This window comes from Campylobacter concisus (assembly GCF_003048835.2).
Classification (GTDB): Bacteria; Campylobacterota; Campylobacteria; order Campylobacterales; family Campylobacteraceae; genus Campylobacter_A; species Campylobacter_A concisus_D.
This window is the reverse complement of record NZ_CP060705.1, coordinates 175,141-198,577: the sequence shown is the minus strand read 5'-3', so window position 1 is coordinate 198,577 and position 23,437 is coordinate 175,141. Positions and strand designations below refer to the sequence as shown.

The following is a 23,437-nucleotide window of genomic DNA, read 5'->3' as shown; positions in this document are numbered from 1 at the left end:
AAGCTTATTTTAACGCAAATCATCTACTATTTCGTATTTGTCGCCACATTTTTTATAATTCATTTAAATGGCTTAGCTACAGCTTTTATCTAACTTTCCATGCAAACAAGGATTTGTTGAGCCCGGCCTATAAATTTAAATTCTATCTTTCTAAATATTTATGGCCACTTATGGTCTATATCCACATACTGCACCATCTTTTTCATGGTCTTGACATATATATTCTTTTTCAGCGCAAGCCGTAAAAACAAATGCCAACAAAGCAAACATGATTAATTTTTTTATTTCCATTTTATCTCCTTTGATTTTGTATCAAATAATAACCTATGCTGACGCATCTTTTGTCTATCTATATATGTATGAGCTATTTTTATCAAATTCTTTGTATATAGTTTGTAATTGCAATTTTATCTAAAACTGAGCTTTATATGGTTTATCAAACAAAAGCCCTTCTTTCCTCATCTTTTCTCTATCCATGCCAAGTTTTATGGTAGAAAATATTGCTTGTATGTCTTGCCTAAATATATTGTGTATATCATTTAAGACTTCCTGCTCTGTTTTGTTGCTATCCGTAAATGCTTTTGATTTGCGATTAAAGCTATATTCATGTTGTAGTCTAACCATATTTGTTGGTTTTTTAATGTTTTTTGGCTGATAAAATGAGCAATATGTATCATAGTATTGTGTATATGTCTTTTCACCATCAATTACATTCTGATAAATCTGCCTCAAGTCCGCATGGACAAATGTCCTGCATTTAACCCCATCTATATAATCAAGATATGCTTTTTTATATTTAGCACTAGTAGTAGTATTGTAAAAACTCTCTTTAGTTTTTGTCTCTTCTTCAAAAATTTTAAGATTTTTTGGATTGAGATATTTTGCAGATTCAAAAGTATGCCCAGGATAAGACTCTGTCGAAATAATAAGCTTTGAAGCCATCATATTTTTTACAGCCCAAGTCAATACCATGCCTTCCTCTACATTATATACTCCATAAAAAACGCCTATATCCTTATGTATAGGTGCCATCAAAGAGAGCAATCCTTCTTTAGTAGATATTCTTTGATCTACACTTAAAATTTTAGATTCTTTAGTATCATTATCTACGCCCGTAACGATACCGCATCCCGACAAAAATAAGATAATAAATAAAAATTTCGTAAGTTGCGGTTTTAAAGTAGCAACCAATACATCAAACGGAGTGATTATAAATAATATAAAATTTCTAAATTTCATCTATTCTCTTTCACTTTGTTATAACATCCTCTCGATCGCTATTGCTTTCCTATCTCTTTAACTTTCGCTTTTTGTTTCTAGGCTTTGATCTAAACAGAGGTTCGGTCTTTGGTTTTGGTCTTGTTTCATAGTGTGTGTTATAGCACTTTAGTAGCTCTTGTCCACACTTTTCACATGTAGTTTCACCTATATGATAAAATTTCATGCAGTCAGGACACCACATGCCCACTAGTCTTTCCACAACCGGTGGTTCTTTCCTAAAAGCCATCCAAAAACCATAGATGCTTAGCACCAAAAATCCAAATGCTGGCAACAAGTATAAATAACCAGCATCATCGAATTTAAAAAACTTCTCACCTACTTTTACGTTTTTGTTAGCTAGCATAGAGATACAGTAAAGTAAGCACATAAATCCTATAAAAAAGCCACCTATGCGATTAAACATATTTTCTACTTTCTAGCATTATTTTTCAAATTTTCTTTACGCCTTTTTGATCGAGACATTCTAAAGAATTTGGGTTTAGCTTTGTTGATGTCATTTGGATTTTTGCATTTAACTCTTGCTTAAATTTAACAGATTTAAACGTTGTTTTATCTAAACGCCAACTTTTATGCTTATCCTCTTGTTGCATTGTAAAGAAGCCAAAATATAAAAACTAAAAAAGAGTGGATTAAAGCAACACCACCTCTTTTTATTTCCATTTTTTGTATATATTCTTTTTTAAAATCGCTCTTTTTTATACCATTTTTTATTATAAAACATACATTGGCAAATATTAGCAATACAGCCATGGCATCAATATAGTGTTCTCCAAAAAAATAAACTAATATTCTTAAACAAATAAGCAAAAATGCCACAACAGCAATTATTGCTAAAAATTGAAGAATACCCTTTTTCATTTTTGACCATCTTTATTATTTTTGCTATCTTTACTATTCATACTATCGGCTGCTGCCTGAGCTATTCCAGTAAATATACTTGCCCCAGCTTCAGCTGCAGTCTGTAAATCTCCATCGCCAACTTTTATGGTTTTACCACCTGCTCCCGCAACGCTACCAAACAGTCCATAAAATCCACCCGCAAAACCTTTTCCAGCCACTCTCTACGTCCACATCTTTTGATATATCTTTAAGTTGAGAGTATAGTTCTGCAGATGAATTGGCAAAAGCACCTCTGCTTTCTTTAGCATATAAGACTAAATGACTTTAAATGCGTCTTCATAAAACTTATTTTGCTATTATCCTCACATTTGTTTTTAAAAAAATCTTATACAAATTAGCATTAACCAAATTAAAAGAATTACGATCGTGTAAAATAATGCTACACTGCCGTAATTTATATCTATATTTTCTAGGTTCTTCTTGGTAAGGTCGCTTTTTTTAATATCATTTTTTATTGCAAAAAAACCATAAAAACATACCAAGATAAAACCTAGTGCATCTATATAATAAATTTCTCCAAAAAAGTATTTTAATACATGTAAAAAACCATTTAAAACAAGACCGAATATTATAGCGACAACAAGTGTAAAAAATAGTTTTTTAAAGAATTTCTTCATTGTTTTATTGCCTATTATCTACTTCGGCCTGCATAAGACCCATGGCTGCTCCTGCTGTATTCTCCAGTATGGTCTTATAATTACCGTCCCTACCTCTTGGTATCTTCTCGCCTATCTTTCCAGCACCAATTATGCACATCTTTCATTAAAGCTCTATTTTTGCTCATTCTTATTAAATATTTTAAGCGATGTCTTTACAACTATAATAACAAGTATAAAAATAGCAATATATCGTATGTATCCTTCAAAACCATCATAGATAAATTTAAAACCGAGCAAATATATTAAAAAAAGTGTAATTGTTGACAAAATATCAAATTTAATTAATGAATTTGCAATATTACCTTTGATGAAAAAAGGCATAACGCAATATACAAAAATACAAATAAAAAAGGAGACCGAGAGAAGATCGGCCTCACTCCAACCCCTAATATAGTACTTCCCATAGATCATACACAAAACAAGCTCTACAAATGATATACAACCCGCAGCTATTCTCTGACTTTTTTCCATACCATTTCCATATTTTTATTGATATCATCTAAGTTTCTTATTGTATTAAATATTATACCTGTTTTTGTTTCTGACACCGTTGAATCATTAAACATATCAACACCTATTGTTAAAGCACCTGTCCCGATTGTTATTACTCTTGGATCATAAATAAAATTTCCAAACTGATAACTGACACCTTCAGTTATTTGTTTTGGCTTACTGGCTGTTATGAAGTAACCTTTATCGTTGGTAGTTTTAAAATTTCCAGTGCCTTTTTTGTTTATTACTTGTTCATATATCACTTTATTTCCTGATAGATCAAGACTGCGAGCTACATACTCTTTGCCATTGTGTCTTAGTATACCATCACTACCTAATGTTCCACCTTTTGGGGTGTTGGCCAATAGTTTTTCATTTACCCTTGCTTGCATTTCCACAAATGGAGCTTTTATTACATTTTTTGAGCTAGAGTACAGAGCTGATGATAGCTGTTTTGCAGCACCAATGGCTGGCTTTGCAAATGGTATAAGTATATCACTTGTATCTCCTATTCCCATGATACGCTCTGGATCCCAATGTTTATCTTCATACTGCTCTTTGGTTGCAGTGTATAAAGGATAATGCTGTATATCGTCTTGATAATTGTCAAGGAAGTATAAATTTCTCTCTTTAGCAGTAGTTACTAATATATTATATGCCTCATCTATTTTATCCCTATCAAACACTATACTATATCCAGGCACCTCGCTTTCATCGGCGCTTTCTAATGTAGATACAACATGTTCAAAAGCTTCTTTTTGAGATTTATCAACATTTGTTTTAGCCGCGAGCATAAAAAGATTTATTGATTGAGCATAAGGTATATTATTTTCTTTACTATATCTATATGCTAACTCCATTGCAAGATCATATTCATTGTTTGTTAGCATCCTATTAGCTCCCAAATTCTTATCCAGCTTTGCAAATTCTCTATTGTTATTTATCATGCTTGTTGTTACAGCTGTTGTTAAAGGTGTTTTAGAGAAACCTTTATCATTTAGCCATAGAGCATGAGAGAAATATCTAGTTGCAAAGTCTGAGAAATTTGATGCATACTTAGTATCATCATCTCTATTTTTATTTATATCTCTATGATCTTGTATATCCATAGACCTTTGGTTTTCATGAGTTATGGTTTTTACAAGATCTTTCATATTGGTTATGTTTTTGAAATTTATATAGCTAGCTCCAGTTTGCAAGCTTGTATAACCTTGTATTTTCTCGCCATTATACCCTCTTTCATCTGTATGTATAGCCTTTATATCATTTGGTAAGTATCCCAAGTTCTTCATAACGGCAAGCGTTACTAGTGCCATAGCCTCTTTTCTTTGTGCTTCGGTTGTAGTGTTGCTAGATAAAAATGCTTGTAGTTCTGGTGAATTTGCCACCTCTTCTCTAACACCATTTAATACTTTGTATTGCTTGCTTACTTCTTTAAAGAATGAGAATATATTTGCTCTATCTGTAGTAGATATAAGCTCTATGGCTTTAGCTATGGTTGAAACCGTATTATACTCATCCTTTATCTCCTTCCTACCCTCTTTACTAAACACCCTTAAATCCATACTACCATCTACATTTGAGCTTATACTAGTATTTACTAGATCTTTTGTTAGTTTAGTGGTATCTCTATTTAGCCTTGTTAGATCATCAGAGTTATCTTTATCAGCTATCTCTATGTTGCCACTACCTAGAGTTGCCATGTTTTTAGATAGTGTGTAGCTTAGATTTCTTTGATTTGAGTAGTTTATTGACTTTAGACCAGAGTAGCCGCTTGTAGCACTCTTGTCTTGACTGTTTTTATTGGCTTCATCTTTTTTACCTACTTGGTAGTTAGCTCCTATGCTAAGAGATGATCCTTTGTTATAGCTTGTATTTGATAGGTTCTCATAGCTTAGGGTGTTTGTCTTTAAATTTAGGTTGTGGTTATCTATAAAGGTATTATCTTTATCATACTCTCCTGCTGCTAGTAGTGATCCTTTTAGATGAGTGTTTTTACCTACCTCTACGTTTAGCTCATTAGCTGTTATAGATGATAGGATTGTCTGTTTTATCTTTGTGTTAGAGTTTGATTTGCTAATGCTAGCTCCAACAGAGCTTAGAGATCTATCTCCAGATGCAAAGTTTTTAGCATTAGTTGCTCCAGAATAGCTTGCGCTTAAATTTATACCTTTGCTTTTTGAGCTAGCATCTTTTATATCTCTGGTGCTTTCTAGACTTAGGTTGTTTCCTACTTTTAAATTTAATCTCTCATCAGCTCTTAAATTTGCTCCTTTGATGGTTGCGTCATTAGCTGTGTTTATATTCATATCTTTAGCCGAGTAAAGATGAGAGTTGTTGTTTGTTAGGCTTTGTTCGCTTTGTTTTAAGCTATTTGTTCCAAGCTCTAGTGAGCTAGAGTTTGCTCCATAAAATGTAAAACCAAATCCCGTTGTGAGAGATCTGGTGTTTGATTTATATTTTAAACTATCTTCGCTAGAGTTTATATTTAAGTTGTTTGTGTTTAGGCTCATATCCTCTTTCGATGCTAGGTCTGAGCCTGTGATAGATATATCTTTAGTCGAGTTTATATTTATACGTTTAGCATTTAGGCTAGATTTATTTGAGCTAGTTTGCTTTAAAGAGCTCTCTTGCTTAGTGGTGGCAAGATCAGCCCTTACTCCTACACTAAATCCATATGTTCCTGAGCTTGCAGCTGCAGCTGCCATTTGAGATACTAGAGCTAGAGTTTTAGCGTTTACATTTTGGGTTGCAAGAAGAATGTTTTCTTTATAGTATTTCTCCTCGTCTCTATACTCTTCTAAGATATCGCTTACTTCTTCTATATCAGAGTAGTCGATGCCTACCTCTTTACTTTTATATCTTTGTTTGATATCGCTTAGGCTAGCTTCTAGCTTTGATCTCTCTTTTTTATAGTTGTCATACTCTTTTTTCACTCTTTTTAGCTGAGCAACCGCCTCTTTTAGAGCAAGTGCTGCTGGGGCGATCTGCGCATATTCGTTTTGGGCGGTGATAGATAGTGTGCCAGTTGCCTCTTTGCTTGATGTATCTTTAGCATAGAGATTTGTCGAGTGTTTGATATTTGAGTTTTGGCTAGTTAAATTTATGGCTTCATTGGCGTTTAAATTTGAGCCTACTATATTTATATCATCTTTTGCGTTTAGGTTTATGTCGCCGTTTGCATTTAAATTTGACGAGTTTGCATTTAGCCAGTTCTCTTTTGAGCTTTTTTGATCTAAGCTAGCTTTTGCAATAGGGATTTTTATAGATGTGTCTTTTGTTTTTGCTTTTAGATCTTTTATAGGATTTAGCTTTTGTATTAGGTCTGCTTTTAAATTCTTGATGTGCTCACCAATTGAGATTAAGCCTATCTTACTCTTTTTACTAACTTCGTTTCTATAGCTCTCATCATTAGTATTTGATATATCTATGAGATCCGCGTTTAAATTTATATCTTTTTGCGAATTTAGATTTGCACCTTTTAGGCTGATGTTGTTTGCCTTTATATTTATGTTTTCATTTGCATTTAAATTTGAAGCAACTGCTTTTTTATCGCCTTTTTCAAGTAGATGAAGGCTGCTTTCATAAAGAGATGTTGGTTTTAGTGAAAAGCGTGAGCTTTTAGTAAAGCTTTGGCTTGCTTCTACGTTGTGATTAGCATCAACTATAACATTCTCATCTGCGTTTAAATTTATATTATTAGCATTTAGATTTGATGAGACTAGAGCTAGATTACCCCCAGCCTTTAAGCTGATATCACCTGCATTTAAATTTGAGCTAATGACCTTTTGATTTATTGCCATTAGTTGAGACTCTTTTTTAGAGAAAAAGCCCTTTGACTTCTCTTTAGTTTCCGTGCTCTCGTTTGTATTAGCACCTACTACATATATATCATTTCCAGCTTCTACGTTTAGCTTGTTAGTAGCTCTTAGGTTGCTTGAGCTTATGTTGGTATTTGACTTAGAGTTTAAATTTATATCTTTTGCGTCTAGGTTTGCACTATTTAGTGTTTGGATGCTTTGTTTAAAGCTTATGCCCTTTTCTTTTGCGCTATGGCTGTAAGCAAACTCTTTGGCGTTTATATTTATATTATCTGCACTTAAATTTAGCTTGTCAGCCTCTAGACTTGAGCCAGCGATGTTTAGATTTTCTTTAGCACTTAAATTTAAGCTCTCGTCTGCTTTTAAATTTGAAGCCTTGCTAAACTGAGATGACTCTTTGTCTAAGCTTATATTGTTTGCATTTACATTTATATTTTTGGCTGAAATTTCACTTGAGTTGATATTTGCTGCGTCTGCTTTTAAATTTAGATCTTTAGAGTTTAGCTCTAGGTGATTTAGGTTTAAATTTTGTGAGCTTAGATTGATATTATCAGCCACTACGCTTCCAGCTAGGCTTATGTTGCCTTTGGCGTCTAGGTCTATGTTATTAGCCATTACTAAAGCTGAAGCTTTTACGTTTTTATCTTTGGCCTCTTTTTTAAATTTACTTATGCTCTCATTTCTTGCTTCATATAGACTATCAAGGATGTTTGCTATATAAGCAGAGTTTATACTATCAAGGCTGTAGTAATACCCTTGGTTTTTAACCCTTCTATTTAGGTTTTTGATGATTGGGCTATTAAATATTGGCTCAGAGAATTTATCTAGATCAACATTTGCTAGCTTTATATCATCGTTTAGTGCGTAGCTTGAAAAGTCCTGAGTGCTTCCTACTATGTTATTGCCCGCTGCAAATACTGCTGGAAGGCCAACATCTGTGTATGAGAAGTTAAAATTCGTGCTTTTTCCACCCTTAGTCTCCCATTTGCTTTTAAATCCTCTCCTATACCATTTCTTTTTCTCTTTCCATTTATAAACGCTATAGCTATTTACGTGGTTATTTAGCATTAGAGCTATGTTTTCTACATTATCGCTATTTAGTTTTAGATCTCCTCCAGCATATATAACACTCTTATCGTTTAACACATCGTTTACATTTAAATTTATATCATTGTTAGCTATTATGCTGCCTGGGATGAAGTTGGCTTTATCATCTTCGTTTAGAACATCTTTAACTATGCTATATGTGATAGTTCTTTTTTGTTCATTATTCTTTGCTCTACTAGTATCTACTAGTGCTTCATTTGTATCATAGTCTAGTCTTAGGTTGTGAAATATCTTTTGGCTGGTGCCGTATAGATATGAGTCTTTGTGTAAATTTAGAGCATATAGAGCGCTATCTTTATTTATAGCCTCTTTTAACACTAGCTCATTTACCTCGTTTTCATCTAGCTCACTTATATCCTTACTTAGTTTTTTAGCTAGTTTGATGCTTATTTTTTCTTTTAGTTCTTTTAAATTTACGCCAAGCTTATATCTATTTACTCCCTCTTTCTTAAGGTGCATAGTGCCTTGTTTGTGCACTGTATCCACCCTAGCCTGCGAGCTTGAGTTATTTACTAGCTTTTTAGCCTCTACATTTATATCTTTAGCATAAATTTGACTAGAAGTATTTACCAAAGTGTCTGCTTTTATATTAAGGTTCTCTTTGGCTGCTATTAGTGCTTCATCTTTGTTTGTTATAGTCTTTGCCTCTATCTTAGCATCTTTGTTAGAAGCGATAGCGCCAGCATTAACTATATCGCCATCAAGGCTTATCTCTATGTTGTTATTTGCTATAACTAGGCCGTTATTATTTATGCCTACGCCGTTACTTGTGCCAACTAGTTTGATTTTATTAGCATACATACCGCCAAGTGCGCTACTATCTAGGCTAAAGCTGTTTTCTTGGTTTTTAGCTTTTACGTCATTATAAAGCCTACCATTGCTTGAAGCAACCGCCTTTTCACCGATGATATTTAGCTCATTTGCGTGGATATTTGAGTTTAAATTTACAGCATTTGAGATGACATTAGTATAGTCGCTGCTCTTATCGTTTAGGCCGTCTCCTACGATGTCGATAGAGTTATTAGATATTAGCTCTATCTCTTTAGGACTTAGTTTATTGATATTGCCTGTTGTTAGTGTGAGTGAGCGAGAGTTGATCATATTTAGACCATCTACGCTTATGCCATTTGGGTTTGCTATGACCACATCAGCCCTGCTTCCAGCAACCTCTAAATTTCCTTTTAGAGATGATTTCTCAGCCGAATTTACCTTGTTGATAATAAGGCTTGCCTCTTTAGTTAGCCTATAGTTTGCATCTATCTGGCCAGCTATCTTGGTGTCTATGTTTTTATTAGAGTTATTAAGGATAGTGCCAGTGGTTGGCGTATTAAATCTACTATATTCATTTATAGAGACGCCCTTGCTATCAGGGTTTGTGATGTTTATTATTAGCGTCTCATTAGGAGCTTTTAGTATATCAGGGCGGTTGCTAGCACCTGGGTCAGCTATGATACTTGGCTCATTTGCTAATGCTGGCATAGTGCCAAGTAGCAAAGAGAGACTTACGTAGAAATTTAAGCCTATGGTTAAAAGGCTAGGCTTTTGTGCATTTGAAATTTGGTTGTTCTTTAGCATATTTTATCCTTAAAATTCGTAGCTTATGATGAAATTTACATTTGTTGATTTAGTTTCAAAGCTCTTTGGTTTATAAAGAGGTTTTGAGACAGATATGTCGTAGCTTAGGTTGTTGTAGGCTTTTATGCTGCCTCTTAGGCCTATAGCGTATCCTGCAATGGTGTTTTTATCCTTTATGCCACTACTTGGGGCTCTTACCATGCCAGCGTCAAGCCCAGCATAGACAGAGTTGCTCTTATAGTAGTTATATGAGAGGGTATTTCTTACGCTTACTCCGTGGTTTCCAACAAGCGAGCTCTCCCCGTCAAATCCCCTAACACTGTGGTATCCACCGATACTAAATTTATCCTGCAAACTTAGTTTATTTAGACCATATCTTGCGTTGATATTTAGATCATAACTTAGTGGAAGTTCAAATTTATATTTGTAGTTTAGGTTTAAATTTACTAGAGCGAACCTAGATGTAGCCTCGCCGCTATCCTCTAAAGGATCGGGCTGTGATCTAAATATGCCAGTGCCCTTTTTGTAAGCTAGCTTAGCGCTAAAAGCTTGGTTGTAAGAATTCCAGCTTGATTTTAAACCTACCTCATATCCAGCATTTCTTCTAGCTTGGTTATCTAGCTCGTAATCCTCTAGGTAGTTTTTATTTTTTCTCTTAAATAGCTTTACATAGGCGCTATTTTTAAAATTTGAGTCCCTATAAAATGTATAAGCAAGGCTTAGTGAATCGCTCTCGCTTCTACCTTTATATGTGTAGAGGTTGTAGGCTGCGTTTATGATCTGGGCGTAGTCATATTTACTCTTTTCATACTCAAGCATAAAGTAGCCAAATGGGATACTAAAGCCGTAATAGTAGTTATTTGAAGCTCCGTGATCACTTGCGCCATTAAATTTATTTGTAACCTCATACTTTTTAAGCACATCCTTGCCACGTGAGAAGCTAAAAATTTCGTTAAATCCAAGTAAATTTAGCGTGCTTAAATTTAGCATGCCTTGATATTTGCCGCTTTGTTTTGAGCCAAGGTTGTCAAGGCTAATGGCAGCTTTTAGTGGAAAGCTCTCTACTCTAGTGATCACTATGTTTGAAAAGCCAGCTCTATTTGAAGGTAAGAATTTAATGCTAACGTCATTTTTTGAGACGTTTTGAAGTGACTCAAGAGCCTGCTCGATATCTCTTATATTTGCCACTTTATTTTTATGAGAGTACTCACCAAATGCGCCAAATAGGCTCGCTCTATTTCTTTGAGTGTCAAGCTCATTGATACTTATATCATCTATTAGACCAAGATTTATGACAAACTCTAGCTTGGCGTCTTTTAGACTCTTTGTAACTAGGCTCGCACTTGAAGTGATGTAGCCACTTTTTATTATCTCGTTGTTAAAAGAGTTTATGATTAGATTGATAGAGTTTTTGCCAAGACAGCTGCTTGGTTTAAAGTCAAGCTTGTTTAAGCTAGCCTCTAAAATAGAGTTAAATTTAGAGTAGTTTGTATTATAAGCTTTTCTTATTATAGCCTCATCAGCACCACTACTAGCGTTAAAGCTAGCTACTTCGTTCTCATTTAAGAGTGAAATTTTATCTATTTTAAAGCATGGGGTTTCGTTTAAATTTAGCTTACCTTCTGAAGCTATTTTTTCGTTAAGCAAATTTATGTTGGAGCTTTCGTTAAAAGAGCTTGCCATATTCGCTCTAATCTCTTCGTTGTTTAACTCATTTTTTAGATTAGTCTCATTAGCAAGTAGCGCAGCACACACCATGCTTAAAGATAAGAGAGTTCTCATCTTAACCTTCCTTGGAAATAACTATAAAGTTATATTTTTTAAAATAATTTAGTGACATTATAAAGGATGTAATCTTAATCTAATATTAAAATATAATTAGAAAAAAGAATTTTTATACAAAATATTTCAGAAATGAAACTTTTTAGCTATATAAATGGCAAAGGCAAATTTATTTTGGTTTATCCTCTTGTATGTAAAATTTAATTTAATATTGACAATGATTATTATTTTGATATAATTGCGCCACTGGTTTATATTTCGTAATTTCAGTGATTAAACTATTTTTATAGACGTGCTATTTTTATAAATTTTCTAAAAATTAGCAAAATTTAGATCTATAAAAATTTAACAATATTTTTGTGACATATATTAGAAATAGAAAAATAGACAATTTAATCTGAAAGGATATGTAATGAACAAGCATTTATTTGCACTTTTGGCTTTGGCTGCATTTAGCAGTCACTCTTTAGCTCACGAATTTTGGCTTTTTGGAAGCAGCAAGGACGTAACTAGCGTTGATATCGGCTACGCAGACGACTTCCCGACTGTTGAAAAGATCCCAGACAACAAGACCGGACTATTTGAAGCCCCATACATTATAAACAAAAATGGCGAGAAACTGAGCCTAAAGCAAAGCGGCGAAAACTACCATTATGAAAGAGCTAAGCTAGAGGACGGCTCATACCTTATAGCTGGTGAGTATAAGCCTACGTTTTGGACAAAAGCAAGCGATGGTACATGGCACATGGACAAAACCAAAGAGGACATCAAGGACGCCAAATACTGCAAAAAAGCGAGTATGAGCGCAAAAGGCGTCATAAATAAAAACGCAAAAGATGGCTCAGTCACAAAGCCATCCAACCAACGCCTAGAGATAGTTCCGCTTGACAATCCAGCAAATTTCAAAGTTGGCGTGCCATTTAAAGTGAAAATTCTATTTGAAGGCAAACCTTTAGAAAATGCCACACTTGATGGAACATTTGATGGCTTTTTGAAAGAAAAAAGCGCATTTCACGGAGAAACTGAGCCAGATGGTACAATAGAAGTGCTTGCGCTTAAACCTGGAAAATGGCTACTACAAACAGTGCATAAAATGCCGTTTGCCGACTCAAAAATTTGTGATGATGAGACGATCGCAGCAACACTTGCGTTTGAGCTAAAATAGATCAAATTTAAGATCAAGCAAGTTTTCATCTTAAATTTGTAAAAGGGCGTATTTTAATGCGCCCTACCCCTTTTATCTTATAAGTCAAAATCAGCAAATTTATGTTGCAGCTAAATTTTAAATTTGTGTATTTCTAAAAGATTTAATGAAAATGTCAAACTCTAGCAGTCATGATTTCATCATTATTTATAATCTCTAAATTTTTATAAATTGCTGATCCGTTTTAGTCTAAAAGCCTTTTTCAAAGCTCAAGCATATTGTTATTAAAACGAGTTTTATTTATACCTTCAGCAAAGAATTATGAGATTTTGGGATACAGTATTTCAATATAATTTCTGCTACCTAAATACCAAAATTGCTTCGCATACCAGTAAGCAATTTCGGTAGCAAAATGCGTTAAATTTATTAGTCAAATTTATTGCACTAGCAGTAAATTTTAAAAATTTGAGTTAAATTTAGAAGAAAAATGGTGACCCATACGAGACTCGAACTCGTGTTACCAACGTGAGAGGCTGGTGTCCTAACCGCTAGACGAATGGGCCAAAAGATGGTGCCCCGTGTAGGTCTCGAACCTACGACCCCATCATTAAGAGTGATATGCTCTACCAACTGAGCTAACGAGGCAAGATTAAGTAGAAATAACAAATCATAAAATGTTATCTTAGAACTTATAATCTTAAAATTTAATTTGATCACTCAAAAAAAACAAGAAAAAATAGAATCAAGAACCTTAACCTAAGGTTTGGTAGATGGCGCAGCGGACGGGGCTCGAACCCGCGACCTCCGCCGTGACAGGGCGGCATTCTAACCAACTGAACTACCGCTGCACCTAAAAGTAATGGTGGTCGCTATAAGACTCGAACTTATGACATCCACCTTGTAAGGGTGGCGCTCTACCAACTGAGCTAAGCGACCTAAAAATTTAAAATATCTGGCGACCCTTAGAGGATTTGAACCTCTGTTTCTACACAGAGAAAGTAGAGTCCTGAGCCACTAGACGAAAGGGTCATAAACCCAAAAAATGGTGTCCTGCGTTGGATTCGAACCAACGGCCCCCTCATTAAAAGTGAGATGCTCTACCGACTGAGCTAGCAAGACATGATTATTTAAAAAAGAATTGAGATTATACAAAAAACATTATTATATGTCAAGAAAAAATTAAATTTTAAATCAAATTAAAGCTATTTTGTCCGCTATTTCTAAGCGAAAAATATAAAATTTTATTTTTAAATCTTCTAAATTTAAAACCAAAATTTCTTATAAATTTAAACCATTTTTACTTTATGATCCAACAAGCAAAACACAATCAAGCACCTAATCCGCTTAGTGGCAAATTTAATCCCTGCCTAAAAATCTTACAGCTGTTTTTCTAGCTTTTTCTATCTTTTCGGCTCTGTTTTGATCACTCATTTCTATCTCATTATTTAATAATAATCATTAGGGTTAAACCCACCAATCCCAAATAAATACATACATAGGCAAATAATGCGATTGCACCAAAAAAGCAATAAACAGATTTCCCCAAATAATTAGATTCATCTTTTATCTTTTGAGCAATTCTTTTTAATTCTCCAAAATCAAAAAAATGTTTTAAATAGTTTCCTTTTAGATAAACTGAGTTCAAAAGTATAACACCTGCTATCAATAAAAGAAACCAAAATTTTGTTAACCATGTCAGTGTTATCATCCCTATCCTTTCATGACCATAAATTTAAAAAAACGTTCATACTACATATCCTTTTTTCATACCGCCACTTAGGCTATCGTTTCTAAATTCTCGCTACTTTTCGTTGCGCCGCTATCCATAATCTTCTCCTAAAAAAATATTCTTAAAATCGTACTTACGATCATAACAAATTGCAGGAATAACAATTTTTGCTAAAAGAAAAATAAAATATTTTTAAGCTCTAGATACTCTTTTTCAAGGTCATTTAAACTTAGCACTAAATTTTACTTTATCATCTCAAGTTTGGCTTTGCAGGCATCTTTGTAAGCGCTTGTGAAATTTGAGCCAACGCATTCGTTTAGATAAGGCTTAGCTAGCTTATACTGCTTTTGTCTGATGTAAATTTCACTTGCCAAATTTAGAGCATGCAAGCGGTCCTCTGGCTCAAGCTTCATATTTAGTATAAATTTCGCTTCATCAAGCGCCTCGTCAAGATTATCTGTCTTTAACGAAGCCTCCGAATAGTCAAAATTTAGCTTTGGTGAAAAGGTATTTATCTTGGCCCTAGTTTGCAGCTCAAGCGCCTTTTTAGCGTAGGTTGCAGCGATAGCATAGTCGTTGCTCTTCATCGCGTAGTCACATATAGCTGCGTATGCCTCGATGATCTTAAAGTCCTGCCCTCTTAACTGCTCGATCGCGCCAATCGTAGAGACCGCCTCGGTAAAGCGCTTTAGCGCAAGTAGCGAGTAAAATCTATCAAAAAGCGATGGCGTAGGATCCGAGTACTCGACCGCTGAGCCAAGCGAGAGCGCGTCATTTGCGGCAGTGATCGCATGCTCGTAGTCTTTATTTTTATATAAAATTTTGCTCAAATTTACCAGCCACTCGACCCTATCTTCTAAATTTTCATCCTTTACGTGCGCCTTGGCAAGCTCTAACGCATCGTTGTAACGTGCCGTTCTAAAGTAGCAGTTAAAGAGCTTAAACTGTGGCAAAGAGACCTTGCTCACATCGTAGTTTTCGAGTAAATTTACAACTGCCGTGCAGTCATCTTTGATGAAAAACTCTTTTGTTAGCTCAAGCGCAGCCTCATTTACTAGCTCCATCGCCTTGCTTAAATTTTCATCTTTTGCGAGGTTGTTATAAGCTAGCGCATCGGCAAATTTACGCTCTTTTAGATCAAGCTCAAGCTCGCTAATGAGCGCCTTTTGGCTGATATTTGTGCCGGCATATTTTTCTATGAGCTCTTTATATCTTGCGTGAAGTGCGGTGGCGTTTTTGTCATCCTCTTCAAAAAATAGCCCATCCTTTGCCTTAGCGACCTCATCGATATAATCGCCATATTTAAACTCTTTTTCGTATCTGTTTAGATACTCATACGCCCTTTTTTCATCTTTGGTTTTGGCTAAATTTAGCGCTAAATTTTTTAATGCTGCCTCGTAAAAGTCCTTTGTCCTATCGCTATTATTTACCAAAATTTCATAAATTTTAGCAGCCACGTCTGGCATATCTTTGCTGGCAAATGTATAGGCTAAATTCATCGATTTTGTCGGATCGTTCATGAAAAATTTTTCATTTGCATTTGCGATCTTTAGTACAAATTTCTTCGCCTCGTCAAATTTCTCTTTATCGATATTTGCATCCGCTAGGCTTAGTGCAGCTCTACTTGCAAGGTCGATGTCATTTGTAGAGTAGAGCACCTTTTCATAGTCACTTAGCGCCTCTTTTTGCCTGCCTATTTTATATAGGTAGTCAGCATAGTCAAGCGTGGCAAGCTTTGTAAATTTTGACTCTGCGTGCTCTTCGCTTAGTATGTCAAGCATATATTTTGCATCACTTGCGATGCTATCTTTTAGGTAAGCTCTGGCGATGAGATACAGCACCTCTGGGTAGTTCTCATCAGAAGGGAATTTTCTTATCCAAGCTCTGCCCTCGCTTACGATATCTTTTGGCTCAAGCCCCTCAAACTCGCTCTTTGTCTCAAAAATTTTATCAAGCGCTCTTAGCCTAAAAAGTAAAAACTCACTTGAGAAAAGACTGGCTGGGTGCCTTTTCATCGCTGTTTGTGTATCTTTTACCACGCTTTCATAAGCGCCTTTTTCATAAGCTCTTTTTATATTTATATAGATGTCTATGTCATTGCTATCAAGCGCAGCAATAGGCGCTTTGTTAAGATCGAGCGCTCCGATGCTTGGGCTTAGCATATCTCTAAAATCAGGCGAAAAATTTAGCCCAGATACTCTTTTGTTGTTTTCGCTTAGTGAAGTATCGATGATGATGCTAAAGTGCTTTGAGATGGTCGTCTTTGGCGTATCTTGTACGCTTGGACTGCTGTAAAGCTCAGTTTGAACATTTAGAAGTTTTGAAGGCGCCTTTGGCATGATGACGATAAAGAGTTTGCCATCTTGCTTTTTATATTTTATGTCCATTAAAGGCAGCGTCGTATCTTCGATCTTTGGCAATATCCCATCATCGAGCATACAAACGTAGCGCTTCGTGTCATAGGCTAAAATTTGCTCCACACATTCAAATTCTTTCTCGTCGCTTAGCTGAAGGACGCTATAAGGCTTATTTGCGTTTGCGCCGCTGTTTAGGCTAAGGCTAAAGGCGGATAGATAAAGCGGTAAAAATAAGATGGTTAAGAGCTTTTTCATGCCGCCATTATAGTTAAATTTTCTAAAATCCTGAAGCAAAGACAAAATGCTCGATAAATTCCAAAATCGCTCCAGAAAATAAAAAGGCAAAGACCGTGCCAGCAACGGCAACTCCAACGATCACTTTTAGCGCCATCGAGACGTTTGAGATGTAGATATTTTTATCTTTTACGATAGGCTCTTTTAAAAACATAAAGACGATGAGCTTTAGGTAGTAATAAATAGCAATCGCTGAGTTTATCATGATGATGAGGCTAAGCACGACGTAATCAGACTTTATGAGCGATGAGATAAGCACCATCTTGCCCCAAAATACGCTAAAAGGTGGTATGCCAGCAAGGGCGATCATGAAAATTCCCATTATCACGGCGTAACTTGGCAAAATTTTAATAAGGCCTGAAAATTTCTCATACGGGTGCTTAAAGCGCTTGTCCCAGCAGACGACGTCGTCGCACCTTGCGACCCAGAGCATAGAAAATGCGCCCAAATTTGCAAACAAAAACATGATCCAGTAAAAAAACAAGGCGACATTTGCCTCGTGAGAATTTGCCACAAGTGCGCAAAGCACAACACCAGCGTGAGCTATCGAGCTAAAAGCGAGCATCCTTTTAACGTCTTTTTGCACTAGCGCCATGATGTTTGCAAGGCTCATCGTAAGCACGGCGATGATGTAGAGCATATCTTTTATCCATGAGATTCCAGAGCCCTCAAGCATCGCAAAAATTCTTAACGCAACGATAAAGCCCGCCACCTTTGGCACGATCGACATATAGCCAGCAAGCGGGGCATTTGAGCCCTCATAAACGTCTGGTATCCATGTGTGAAATGGTATGAGCGAGAGCTTAAAGCCAATGGCTGAAGCTATGAAAACACAACCGAGCAAGATTATTAAGTTTTGATTTAGGCTAAGATCTTTTATGACAACGCCTATGCGAGCGATGTCTATTGAGTTTGTTGCTAGATAAAACATCGCTATCGCCATCGCAAAAAAGCCAGCTGAGAGCGAGCCCATCGCAAAGTATTTGATGGCAGCCTCGACGCTTTTTGCTTTGTTGTGAAGGGCGATTAGGGTGTAGAGGCAAAGCGAGCTGATCTCAAGGCCTAAAAAGATGATAAGTAGGTTGTTTGAGCTCACCATAAACAAAAATCCAGCGATCATAAACAAAAATAGCGCGTAATACTCGTAAATTTTATACTCAAAATACTCTTTTGTGCTAAGTGCCAGCGGGATGAAAAGGGCTGAGGCGATTAAGATAATGATCTGCGAGATGATAGAAATTCCATCGACTAAAAGCATATCCCAAAAGCTTAGGCTAAGCCCGTTAAAATCGAGCGTAATGCCTAAATTTACAAATATAGCGATGATGCAAAATACGCAGTAGAAATTCCTCGAAAGATCCTTTTTTATCGCTCCAACTATGAGGATAAAAAGTGCAAAAACCATCATGCTAAGCATCGGCGAGAGTGATTGTAGCGAGATCTCTTTTAGGTCTAAAAAGGCTATTTCGTTCATAGTTTGCTCCCGCCATTTAAAGATGAAATTTTATCCTTTGTGCCGCTATTTACAGCTCTAGTTTGCATTTTGCTTATGATATTTTGCACACTTGGCTCAAGTGGCTTTAATATCAAATTTGGTGCTATACCAAGAGCGATTATGAGCAAGCAAAGTGGCACAAGAGCGGCTAGCTCTTTAAAATTTAGATCTTTTAGGCTTAAATTTTTCTCCTTGCACTCGCCAAAAAAGACCCTTTTATAAAGTACCAGCATATAAACAGCGCCCACAATGATACTAAAGCCACCAAGTAGCGCAAAGAGCTTGTTTAGCTTAAATACGCCAAGCAGGCTTAAAAACTCGCCCACAAAGCCGATCGTTAGTGGCAGACCGATACTTGCAAGCGTTGCTATAAAAAATATAAGCGCATACTTTGGCATCACCTTGGCAAGACCGCCAAATTCGCAAATTTCTTTTGTGTGAGCTCTCTCGTAGATGACGCCAACTAATAAAAATAGCGCGCCACTTACGATACCGTGGCTTATCATTAAAAATATTGAGCCGCCAAGGCCTATTAAATTTAGTGAAAAGATGCCAAGCATGATGACGCCCATGTGTGAAATGGAGCTATAAGCGATCACTTGCTTCATATCGCTTTGCGCGTAGGCAACAAGGGCTGCGTAGATGATCATGATGATAGCTATGACGCAGACAAAGCCGCTTAAAAGTAGGCTCGCATCTGGAAAAAGTGGAAGTGAAAATCTCACAAAGCCGTAAGTACCCATCTTTAAAAGCACGCTAGCAAGCAGCACCGAACCGATAGTCGGAGCCTGTCCGTGTGCGTAAGGTAGCCACGTGTGAAATGGAAATAGTGGAGTTTTCACGCCAAAAGCGAAGAAAAATGCTAAAAATAGCCAAATTTGAGCATTTTCTCCGATGCCAAGCTTGTACCAATCAAGCAGGTTAAAGCTAAAGACGCCGCTTTTTTGGTAGCACAGATAGCCGATAAAGATGATCGCCACTAGCATAAAGACAGAGCCCAAAAATGTGTAGATAAAAAATTTAATCGCAGCGTAAATTCTATTTTTACTACCAAATGCGCCGATGATGTAAAGAAGCGGTATGAGGCTAAGCTCCCAAAAGCTGTAAAACAAGATCATATCAAGCGCGCTAAAGACGCCCATCATCGTGCTCTCTAAAAATAGCACGCTAATAACCAGGTGCTTTAAATTTCCATCATCACTAAGTGCGGCGATAGAGATGAAGCTCATAAATGCGCTAAGGACTATAAGCACAAGTGAGATGGTGTCGATGCCGACAAAGTAGCTGATATTTAGGCTTGGTATGAGCGAGACTTGATGCGTTAAAACAAAGTCATAACCCTGAAAATCGACATTGACGCAGATAAAAATGGCAAGCAAAAGCTCGATTAGCGCGATGCTTGCTCCATAAAATTTGATGCTTTTATTTTCTATCAAAAAGCCAAGTATTGCGCTTATGGCTGGAAAAAATATGATGACACTTAGCATTATTTGGCTCCGTTTAATAAAAATATAAAGCTTAAAAGCAAGGCAAATCCAGCGACCATAAATCTAAGCATGACGCTAAGATCGCCACTTTGCATTTTGTTTGCAAGATATGCAAATTTAGTAACCAAAAGTGCTACAAAATCAACACTTTTATCAACTATCATCTCATCAAATTTCTTACAAATTTTAGAGATTAAAGCGTAGCCATTTATAAAAAATTTCTCATAAAATTTTGGTATAAAGTAGGCATTTTGCAAAATTTTATAAATTTTGCTTTCGCAAATGCTCTCTTTAAAAATTTCTTTTTTATAAGCAAAGACAGCAAAGCCAGCGCTTGCAAGAACTAAGCCAAGCGTTAAAACGAGTAAGAAAATTTCACTGCTGTGAGATAAATTTAGCTTAAAATCCCCAAGGCTATTACTTAAAAACTCGCTAAAGTTGCTCCAAAAAAAGCCACTAATGACCGAGAGAACGCCGAGCACACTCATGCCAACAAGCATGTAGTTTTTGGCTTCATGTGTGTGAGTGTCGCTCTTTGGCTTTGCAAAAAAGACTAGCATGACAAGCCTAAAGCTATAAAATGCCGTAAGCACCGCGCCAAATAGCAAGACGACCCACAAAATTTTATCTTCACTAAAGGCGACCTCTAAAATTTTATCTTTAGAAAAAAAGCCAGCAAATGGATAAAAGCCAGCCAGCGCGCAGCTTGCGATGATAGAAAGAAGTGCTGTTGGCTTCATAAATTTATAAAGTCCGCCCATTTTTTTGATATTTAGCTCGTCATTCATCGCATGCATGACGTTGCCAGCGCACAAAAATAGAAGCGACTTGAAAAATGCATGCGTGACAAGGTGAAAAAGTGCGATCTTATAAGCGCCAAGACCAGCGGCTACAAACATATATCCAAGCTGCGAAAGCGTCGAGTAGGCGACTATCTTTTTAAGATCATTATGCACTAGCGCGATGCTTGCGGCAAATACCGCTACAAATGCGCCAAGGCAGGCTATAAAGTGCGATACTTCAGGCACATTTGCAAAGATGAAATTTGCACGTATGACTAGATAGACGCCAGCTGTTACCATGGTCGCAGCGTGGATGAGGGCAGAAACCGGCGTTGGTCCCTCCATGGCGTTTGCAAGCCAAGTGTGAAATGGAAACTGCGCGCTTTTACCCATGGCACCTATAAAAAGTAGCGTGGCGATGACGCCTAAATTTAGCCCAGAAAGGTCGCTTCTAGCGTTAAAAACCTCGCTAAATTTAAGTGAGCCAAAGCTATAAAATATATAAAAAATGCCAACAAGCATGGCAAGGTCAGCCACTCTATTCATCACGAAAGCTTCGTTTGCAGCGACGTTTGCGCTAGGCCTTTTATACCAAAAGCCAATGAGCAGCCACGAGCAAAGACCAACGCCCTCCCAGCCGATAAAGAGCCCTATGAAGTTATCGCTTGATACAAGGACGTTCATGCAAAAGACAAAGAGCCCAAGGTAGCTAAAAAAGCGGTTAAAACTCGCGTCATCTCTCATGTAGCCAATGGAGTAGATATGCACGATGCTAGCGACCACGCCCACGGTGCTAAGCATCACAAGGCTAATCGCGTCAAGGTAGAAGCTAAAGCTAAGATCAAGCGAGCCTAAGTTTATAAACTCTTTTATGGTTAAATTTAAAGGCTCATCTACGCTAAGGCTAGCCGTTAGCATAAGCGAAGCTGTGGCACTAGCGATCATGAGAAGCGAGCAAAAAAGACCGATAAATAAATTCTTACTGCTATGCGAAAAGATGCCAGCTATAATGAAGCTAAGAAGCGGAAAAAATAGCGAAATACAAAATAAAATCATCTCTTAGCCTTTCATATTTGTCATCGAATCTAAACTGATGCTGCCAGTCTTTTTATACCAAAGCACGAGCAGCCCAAGCCCCACAGCGACCTCGCTAGCAGCGATGGCTACTATAAAAAATGCGATGATCTGCCCAGTTAGATCAAAGTAGTATTTCGAGATAGCTGCAAGTGCGATGTTTGCTGAGTTTAGTAAAATTTCGCTTGAGAAAAATAGCATTATCAAATTTCTTCTTCTCATTATGCCAACAAGCCCTATGACAAAGACTAGGCTTGCTAGGATGAGGTAGTGAGTAAGTCCTATCATAGCATCTCCTCAAGGCTGCTTTGTGCGTTCATATCTTTATGTATCAAAATGATGCCAGCCACCATCGCCACAAGTAGCATGATAGCGCACATCTCAAAGGCTAGCAGATACTTGCTAAAGAGCAAAATTCCAACCGCTTCGATATTGCCAAGGCTAGCAAGGGTAGAATTTACCACCTCTTGCTTTGCGCTATAGATCGGCGCTAAAAAGATAAATATCAAAAGAAGCGCTATGAAGCTGCTTAAAAGATAGATGATGATCTTTGCTTTTTTGCCACTTTTTGGCTCGCACTCCTTGCTGGTGTCAAAAAACATCATCGCAAATGCGTATAAAACGACCACTGCGCCTGTATAGACGACGATTTGCACCACGCCTAAAAACTCAGCCCCAAGCAAGAAAAATATAGCCGAGATAAAAACCATGCCAGCAGCTAGCGCAGAGACCGCATTTAGGGCGTTTTTACAAAACACGCTAAAAGAAAAACTAACTAATATAAGGGCGCTAAAAAGATAAAATGCAAAGCTCTCATACATCGCTTGACCCTTTTAAATTTATATCCATCACTTCTGCCTTATCATCATTTGTAAGCGCATTTGGCGTCTTTTTCACCAAGCTATCAGCATTTTTAGGTAGTGCACCATAGCCCTCAAACTCGGTTTGATCTTTTAAAAATTTATCATCTGTTAAAAACTCAGCCTTTGTGCCAAAGAGGATTTTATTTTCACTTGCGACCTCATATTCTTGCCCGCAGACGATAGCAAGCTCAGGGCAGACATCAGCGCAAAATCCGCAATAGACGCACCTGCTTAAATTTATCGTATAGCTTGCGACCTTTTTACGACCATCTTCGCCAAGCGAAGTTTTCATCGAGATGCAGTTGCTAACGCAAATTTTCTCGCATAATCCACAGCCTATGCAGCGCTCATTTTCGCTTTCAACAAATTTTAAAAGCCTATGAATTCCCCTATATCTGGCGTTTAGCTGCATCTTTTGCATAGGGTATTTTAGAGTGTGCGACTTGCTAAAGAGCATCTGCTTTAGCGTGATCTTTAGCCCCACTAAAAGATCAAGCTTAAAAGTAGCGGCGATGAAGTGCTTAAATTTATCAAATGCCCCTTTTGGCTCTATCTTTTCGTCTATCAAAATATATCTTTTCTCGCTCATTTTACG

16 protein-coding genes and 6 tRNA genes are annotated in these 23,437 nt (G+C 36.7%); 1 reads left to right on the top strand and 21 read right to left on the bottom strand.

Features of this window, described 5'->3' with window-relative positions; translation table 11 throughout:
• Positions 1–168: 168 nt before the first annotated feature.
• The 7 genes from CVT08_RS10295 to CVT08_RS00970 all read right to left on the bottom strand — a co-directional run bounded on the left by CVT08_RS10295 (position 169) and on the right by CVT08_RS00970 (position 11,617).
• Positions 169–291, bottom strand: coding sequence for a hypothetical protein (locus tag CVT08_RS10295; RefSeq protein ID WP_257784944.1), 123 nt, complete (start codon positions 289–291; stop codon positions 169–171).
• 120 nt (positions 292–411) lie between these two features.
• A complete protein-coding gene (locus tag CVT08_RS01000) occupies positions 412–1,239 on the bottom strand; it encodes a hypothetical protein (RefSeq protein ID WP_107856515.1) in 828 nt (275 codons plus the stop codon).
• 49 nt (positions 1,240–1,288) lie between these two features.
• Positions 1,289–1,684 (bottom strand): hypothetical protein, encoded by a 396-nt coding sequence (locus CVT08_RS00995; RefSeq protein ID WP_107856514.1) that lies wholly within the window; start codon positions 1,682–1,684, stop codon positions 1,289–1,291.
• Between the two features lie 170 nt (positions 1,685–1,854).
• Entirely contained in the window at positions 1,855–2,139 is a 285-nt protein-coding gene (locus CVT08_RS00990) for a hypothetical protein (protein WP_107856513.1), read from the bottom strand.
• Entirely contained in the window at positions 2,136–2,339 is a 204-nt protein-coding gene (locus CVT08_RS00985; RefSeq protein ID WP_107856512.1) for a hypothetical protein, read from the bottom strand. Before CVT08_RS00985 ends, CVT08_RS00990 begins: the two co-directional genes overlap by 4 nt.
• Positions 2,340–3,289: 950 nt before the next feature.
• On the bottom strand, positions 3,290–9,835 hold the full coding sequence (locus tag CVT08_RS00975) for a hemagglutinin repeat-containing protein (protein WP_196381011.1): 6,546 nt from the start codon (positions 9,833–9,835) through the stop codon (positions 3,290–3,292).
• A gap of 9 nt (positions 9,836–9,844) precedes the next feature.
• Entirely contained in the window at positions 9,845–11,617 is a 1,773-nt protein-coding gene (locus CVT08_RS00970) for a ShlB/FhaC/HecB family hemolysin secretion/activation protein (RefSeq protein ID WP_107857020.1), read from the bottom strand.
• Between the two features lie 412 nt (positions 11,618–12,029).
• Here CVT08_RS00970 and CVT08_RS00965 point away from each other — a divergent pair, with 412 nt between their 5' ends.
• Positions 12,030–12,782: a DUF4198 domain-containing protein gene (locus CVT08_RS00965; RefSeq protein WP_107855890.1), complete on the top strand. Its 753-nt coding sequence runs from the start codon at positions 12,030–12,032 to the stop codon at positions 12,780–12,782.
• A 467-nt stretch (positions 12,783–13,249) separates the two neighbouring features.
• Here CVT08_RS00965 and CVT08_RS00960 read toward each other — a convergent pair.
• From CVT08_RS00960 to nuoI, 14 genes are all read right to left on the bottom strand, one after another.
• Positions 13,250–13,324: transfer RNA gene (locus CVT08_RS00960), tRNA-Glu, on the bottom strand.
• A gap of 6 nt (positions 13,325–13,330) precedes the next feature.
• Positions 13,331–13,406 (bottom strand) — tRNA-Lys (locus tag CVT08_RS00955).
• A gap of 126 nt (positions 13,407–13,532) precedes the next feature.
• Positions 13,533–13,609 (bottom strand) — tRNA-Asp (locus CVT08_RS00950).
• A gap of 12 nt (positions 13,610–13,621) precedes the next feature.
• A tRNA-Val gene (locus CVT08_RS00945) sits at positions 13,622–13,697 on the bottom strand.
• Between the two features lie 17 nt (positions 13,698–13,714).
• Positions 13,715–13,790: transfer RNA gene (locus CVT08_RS00940), tRNA-Glu, on the bottom strand.
• Between the two features lie 14 nt (positions 13,791–13,804).
• Positions 13,805–13,880 (bottom strand) — tRNA-Lys (locus CVT08_RS00935).
• A gap of 322 nt (positions 13,881–14,202) precedes the next feature.
• Entirely contained in the window at positions 14,203–14,469 is a 267-nt protein-coding gene (locus CVT08_RS00930; protein WP_048809724.1) for a hypothetical protein, read from the bottom strand.
• Positions 14,470–14,732: 263 nt separating this feature from the next.
• Entirely contained in the window at positions 14,733–17,102 is a 2,370-nt protein-coding gene (locus CVT08_RS00925; RefSeq protein WP_107855981.1) for a tetratricopeptide repeat protein, read from the bottom strand.
• A gap of 22 nt (positions 17,103–17,124) precedes the next feature.
• Positions 17,125–18,615: an NADH-quinone oxidoreductase subunit NuoN gene (gene nuoN / locus CVT08_RS00920; RefSeq protein WP_107855891.1), complete on the bottom strand. Its 1,491-nt coding sequence runs from the start codon at positions 18,613–18,615 to the stop codon at positions 17,125–17,127.
• Positions 18,612–20,123: an NADH-quinone oxidoreductase subunit M gene (locus CVT08_RS00915; RefSeq protein ID WP_107855892.1), complete on the bottom strand. Its 1,512-nt coding sequence runs from the start codon at positions 20,121–20,123 to the stop codon at positions 18,612–18,614. Before CVT08_RS00915 ends, nuoN begins: the two co-directional genes overlap by 4 nt.
• Positions 20,123–21,961 carry an NADH-quinone oxidoreductase subunit L gene (gene nuoL, locus CVT08_RS00910; RefSeq protein ID WP_107855893.1) on the bottom strand — a complete coding sequence of 613 codons (1,839 nt, stop codon included), beginning with the start codon at positions 21,959–21,961 and terminating at the stop codon, positions 20,123–20,125. The genes CVT08_RS00915 and nuoL overlap by 1 nt, the downstream gene beginning before the upstream one ends.
• 3 nt (positions 21,962–21,964) lie before the next feature.
• Entirely contained in the window at positions 21,965–22,267 is a 303-nt protein-coding gene (gene nuoK / locus CVT08_RS00905) for an NADH-quinone oxidoreductase subunit NuoK (RefSeq protein ID WP_004317991.1), read from the bottom strand.
• On the bottom strand, positions 22,264–22,800 hold the full coding sequence (locus CVT08_RS00900; RefSeq protein WP_107855894.1) for an NADH-quinone oxidoreductase subunit J: 537 nt from the start codon (positions 22,798–22,800) through the stop codon (positions 22,264–22,266). The genes nuoK and CVT08_RS00900 overlap by 4 nt, the downstream gene beginning before the upstream one ends.
• Positions 22,793–23,431 carry an NADH-quinone oxidoreductase subunit NuoI gene (gene nuoI / locus CVT08_RS00895; RefSeq protein WP_107855895.1) on the bottom strand — a complete coding sequence of 213 codons (639 nt, stop codon included), beginning with the start codon at positions 23,429–23,431 and terminating at the stop codon, positions 22,793–22,795. The genes CVT08_RS00900 and nuoI overlap by 8 nt, the downstream gene beginning before the upstream one ends.
• Positions 23,432–23,437: the final 6 nt, after the last annotated feature.

Excerpts from the sequence above, each read along its gene's own strand:
- CVT08_RS10295 (WP_257784944.1), bottom strand. The coding sequence starts at position 291 with ATGGAAATAAAAAAATTAATCATGTTTGCTTTGTTGGCATTTGTTTTT.
- CVT08_RS01000 (WP_107856515.1), bottom strand. The coding sequence starts at position 1,239 with ATGAAATTTAGAAATTTTATATTATTTATAATCACTCCGTTTGATGTA.
- CVT08_RS00995 (WP_107856514.1), bottom strand. The coding sequence starts at position 1,684 with ATGTTTAATCGCATAGGTGGCTTTTTTATAGGATTTATGTGCTTACTT.
- CVT08_RS00990 (WP_107856513.1), bottom strand. The coding sequence starts at position 2,139 with ATGAAAAAGGGTATTCTTCAATTTTTAGCAATAATTGCTGTTGTGGCA.
- CVT08_RS00975 (WP_196381011.1), bottom strand. The coding sequence starts at position 9,835 with ATGCTAAAGAACAACCAAATTTCAAATGCACAAAAGCCTAGCCTTTTA.
- CVT08_RS00970 (WP_107857020.1), bottom strand. The coding sequence starts at position 11,617 with ATGAGAACTCTCTTATCTTTAAGCATGGTGTGTGCTGCGCTACTTGCT.
- CVT08_RS00965 (WP_107855890.1), top strand. The coding sequence starts at position 12,030 with ATGAACAAGCATTTATTTGCACTTTTGGCTTTGGCTGCATTTAGCAGT.
- CVT08_RS00930 (WP_048809724.1), bottom strand. The coding sequence starts at position 14,469 with ATGATAACACTGACATGGTTAACAAAATTTTGGTTTCTTTTATTGATA.
- CVT08_RS00925 (WP_107855981.1), bottom strand. The coding sequence starts at position 17,102 with ATGAAAAAGCTCTTAACCATCTTATTTTTACCGCTTTATCTATCCGCC.
- nuoN (WP_107855891.1), bottom strand. The coding sequence starts at position 18,615 with ATGAACGAAATAGCCTTTTTAGACCTAAAAGAGATCTCGCTACAATCA.
- CVT08_RS00915 (WP_107855892.1), bottom strand. The coding sequence starts at position 20,123 with ATGCTAAGTGTCATCATATTTTTTCCAGCCATAAGCGCAATACTTGGC.
- nuoL (WP_107855893.1), bottom strand. The coding sequence starts at position 21,961 with ATGATTTTATTTTGTATTTCGCTATTTTTTCCGCTTCTTAGCTTCATT.
- nuoK (WP_004317991.1), bottom strand. The coding sequence starts at position 22,267 with ATGATAGGACTTACTCACTACCTCATCCTAGCAAGCCTAGTCTTTGTC.
- CVT08_RS00900 (WP_107855894.1), bottom strand. The coding sequence starts at position 22,800 with ATGTATGAGAGCTTTGCATTTTATCTTTTTAGCGCCCTTATATTAGTT.
- nuoI (WP_107855895.1), bottom strand. The coding sequence starts at position 23,431 with ATGAGCGAGAAAAGATATATTTTGATAGACGAAAAGATAGAGCCAAAA.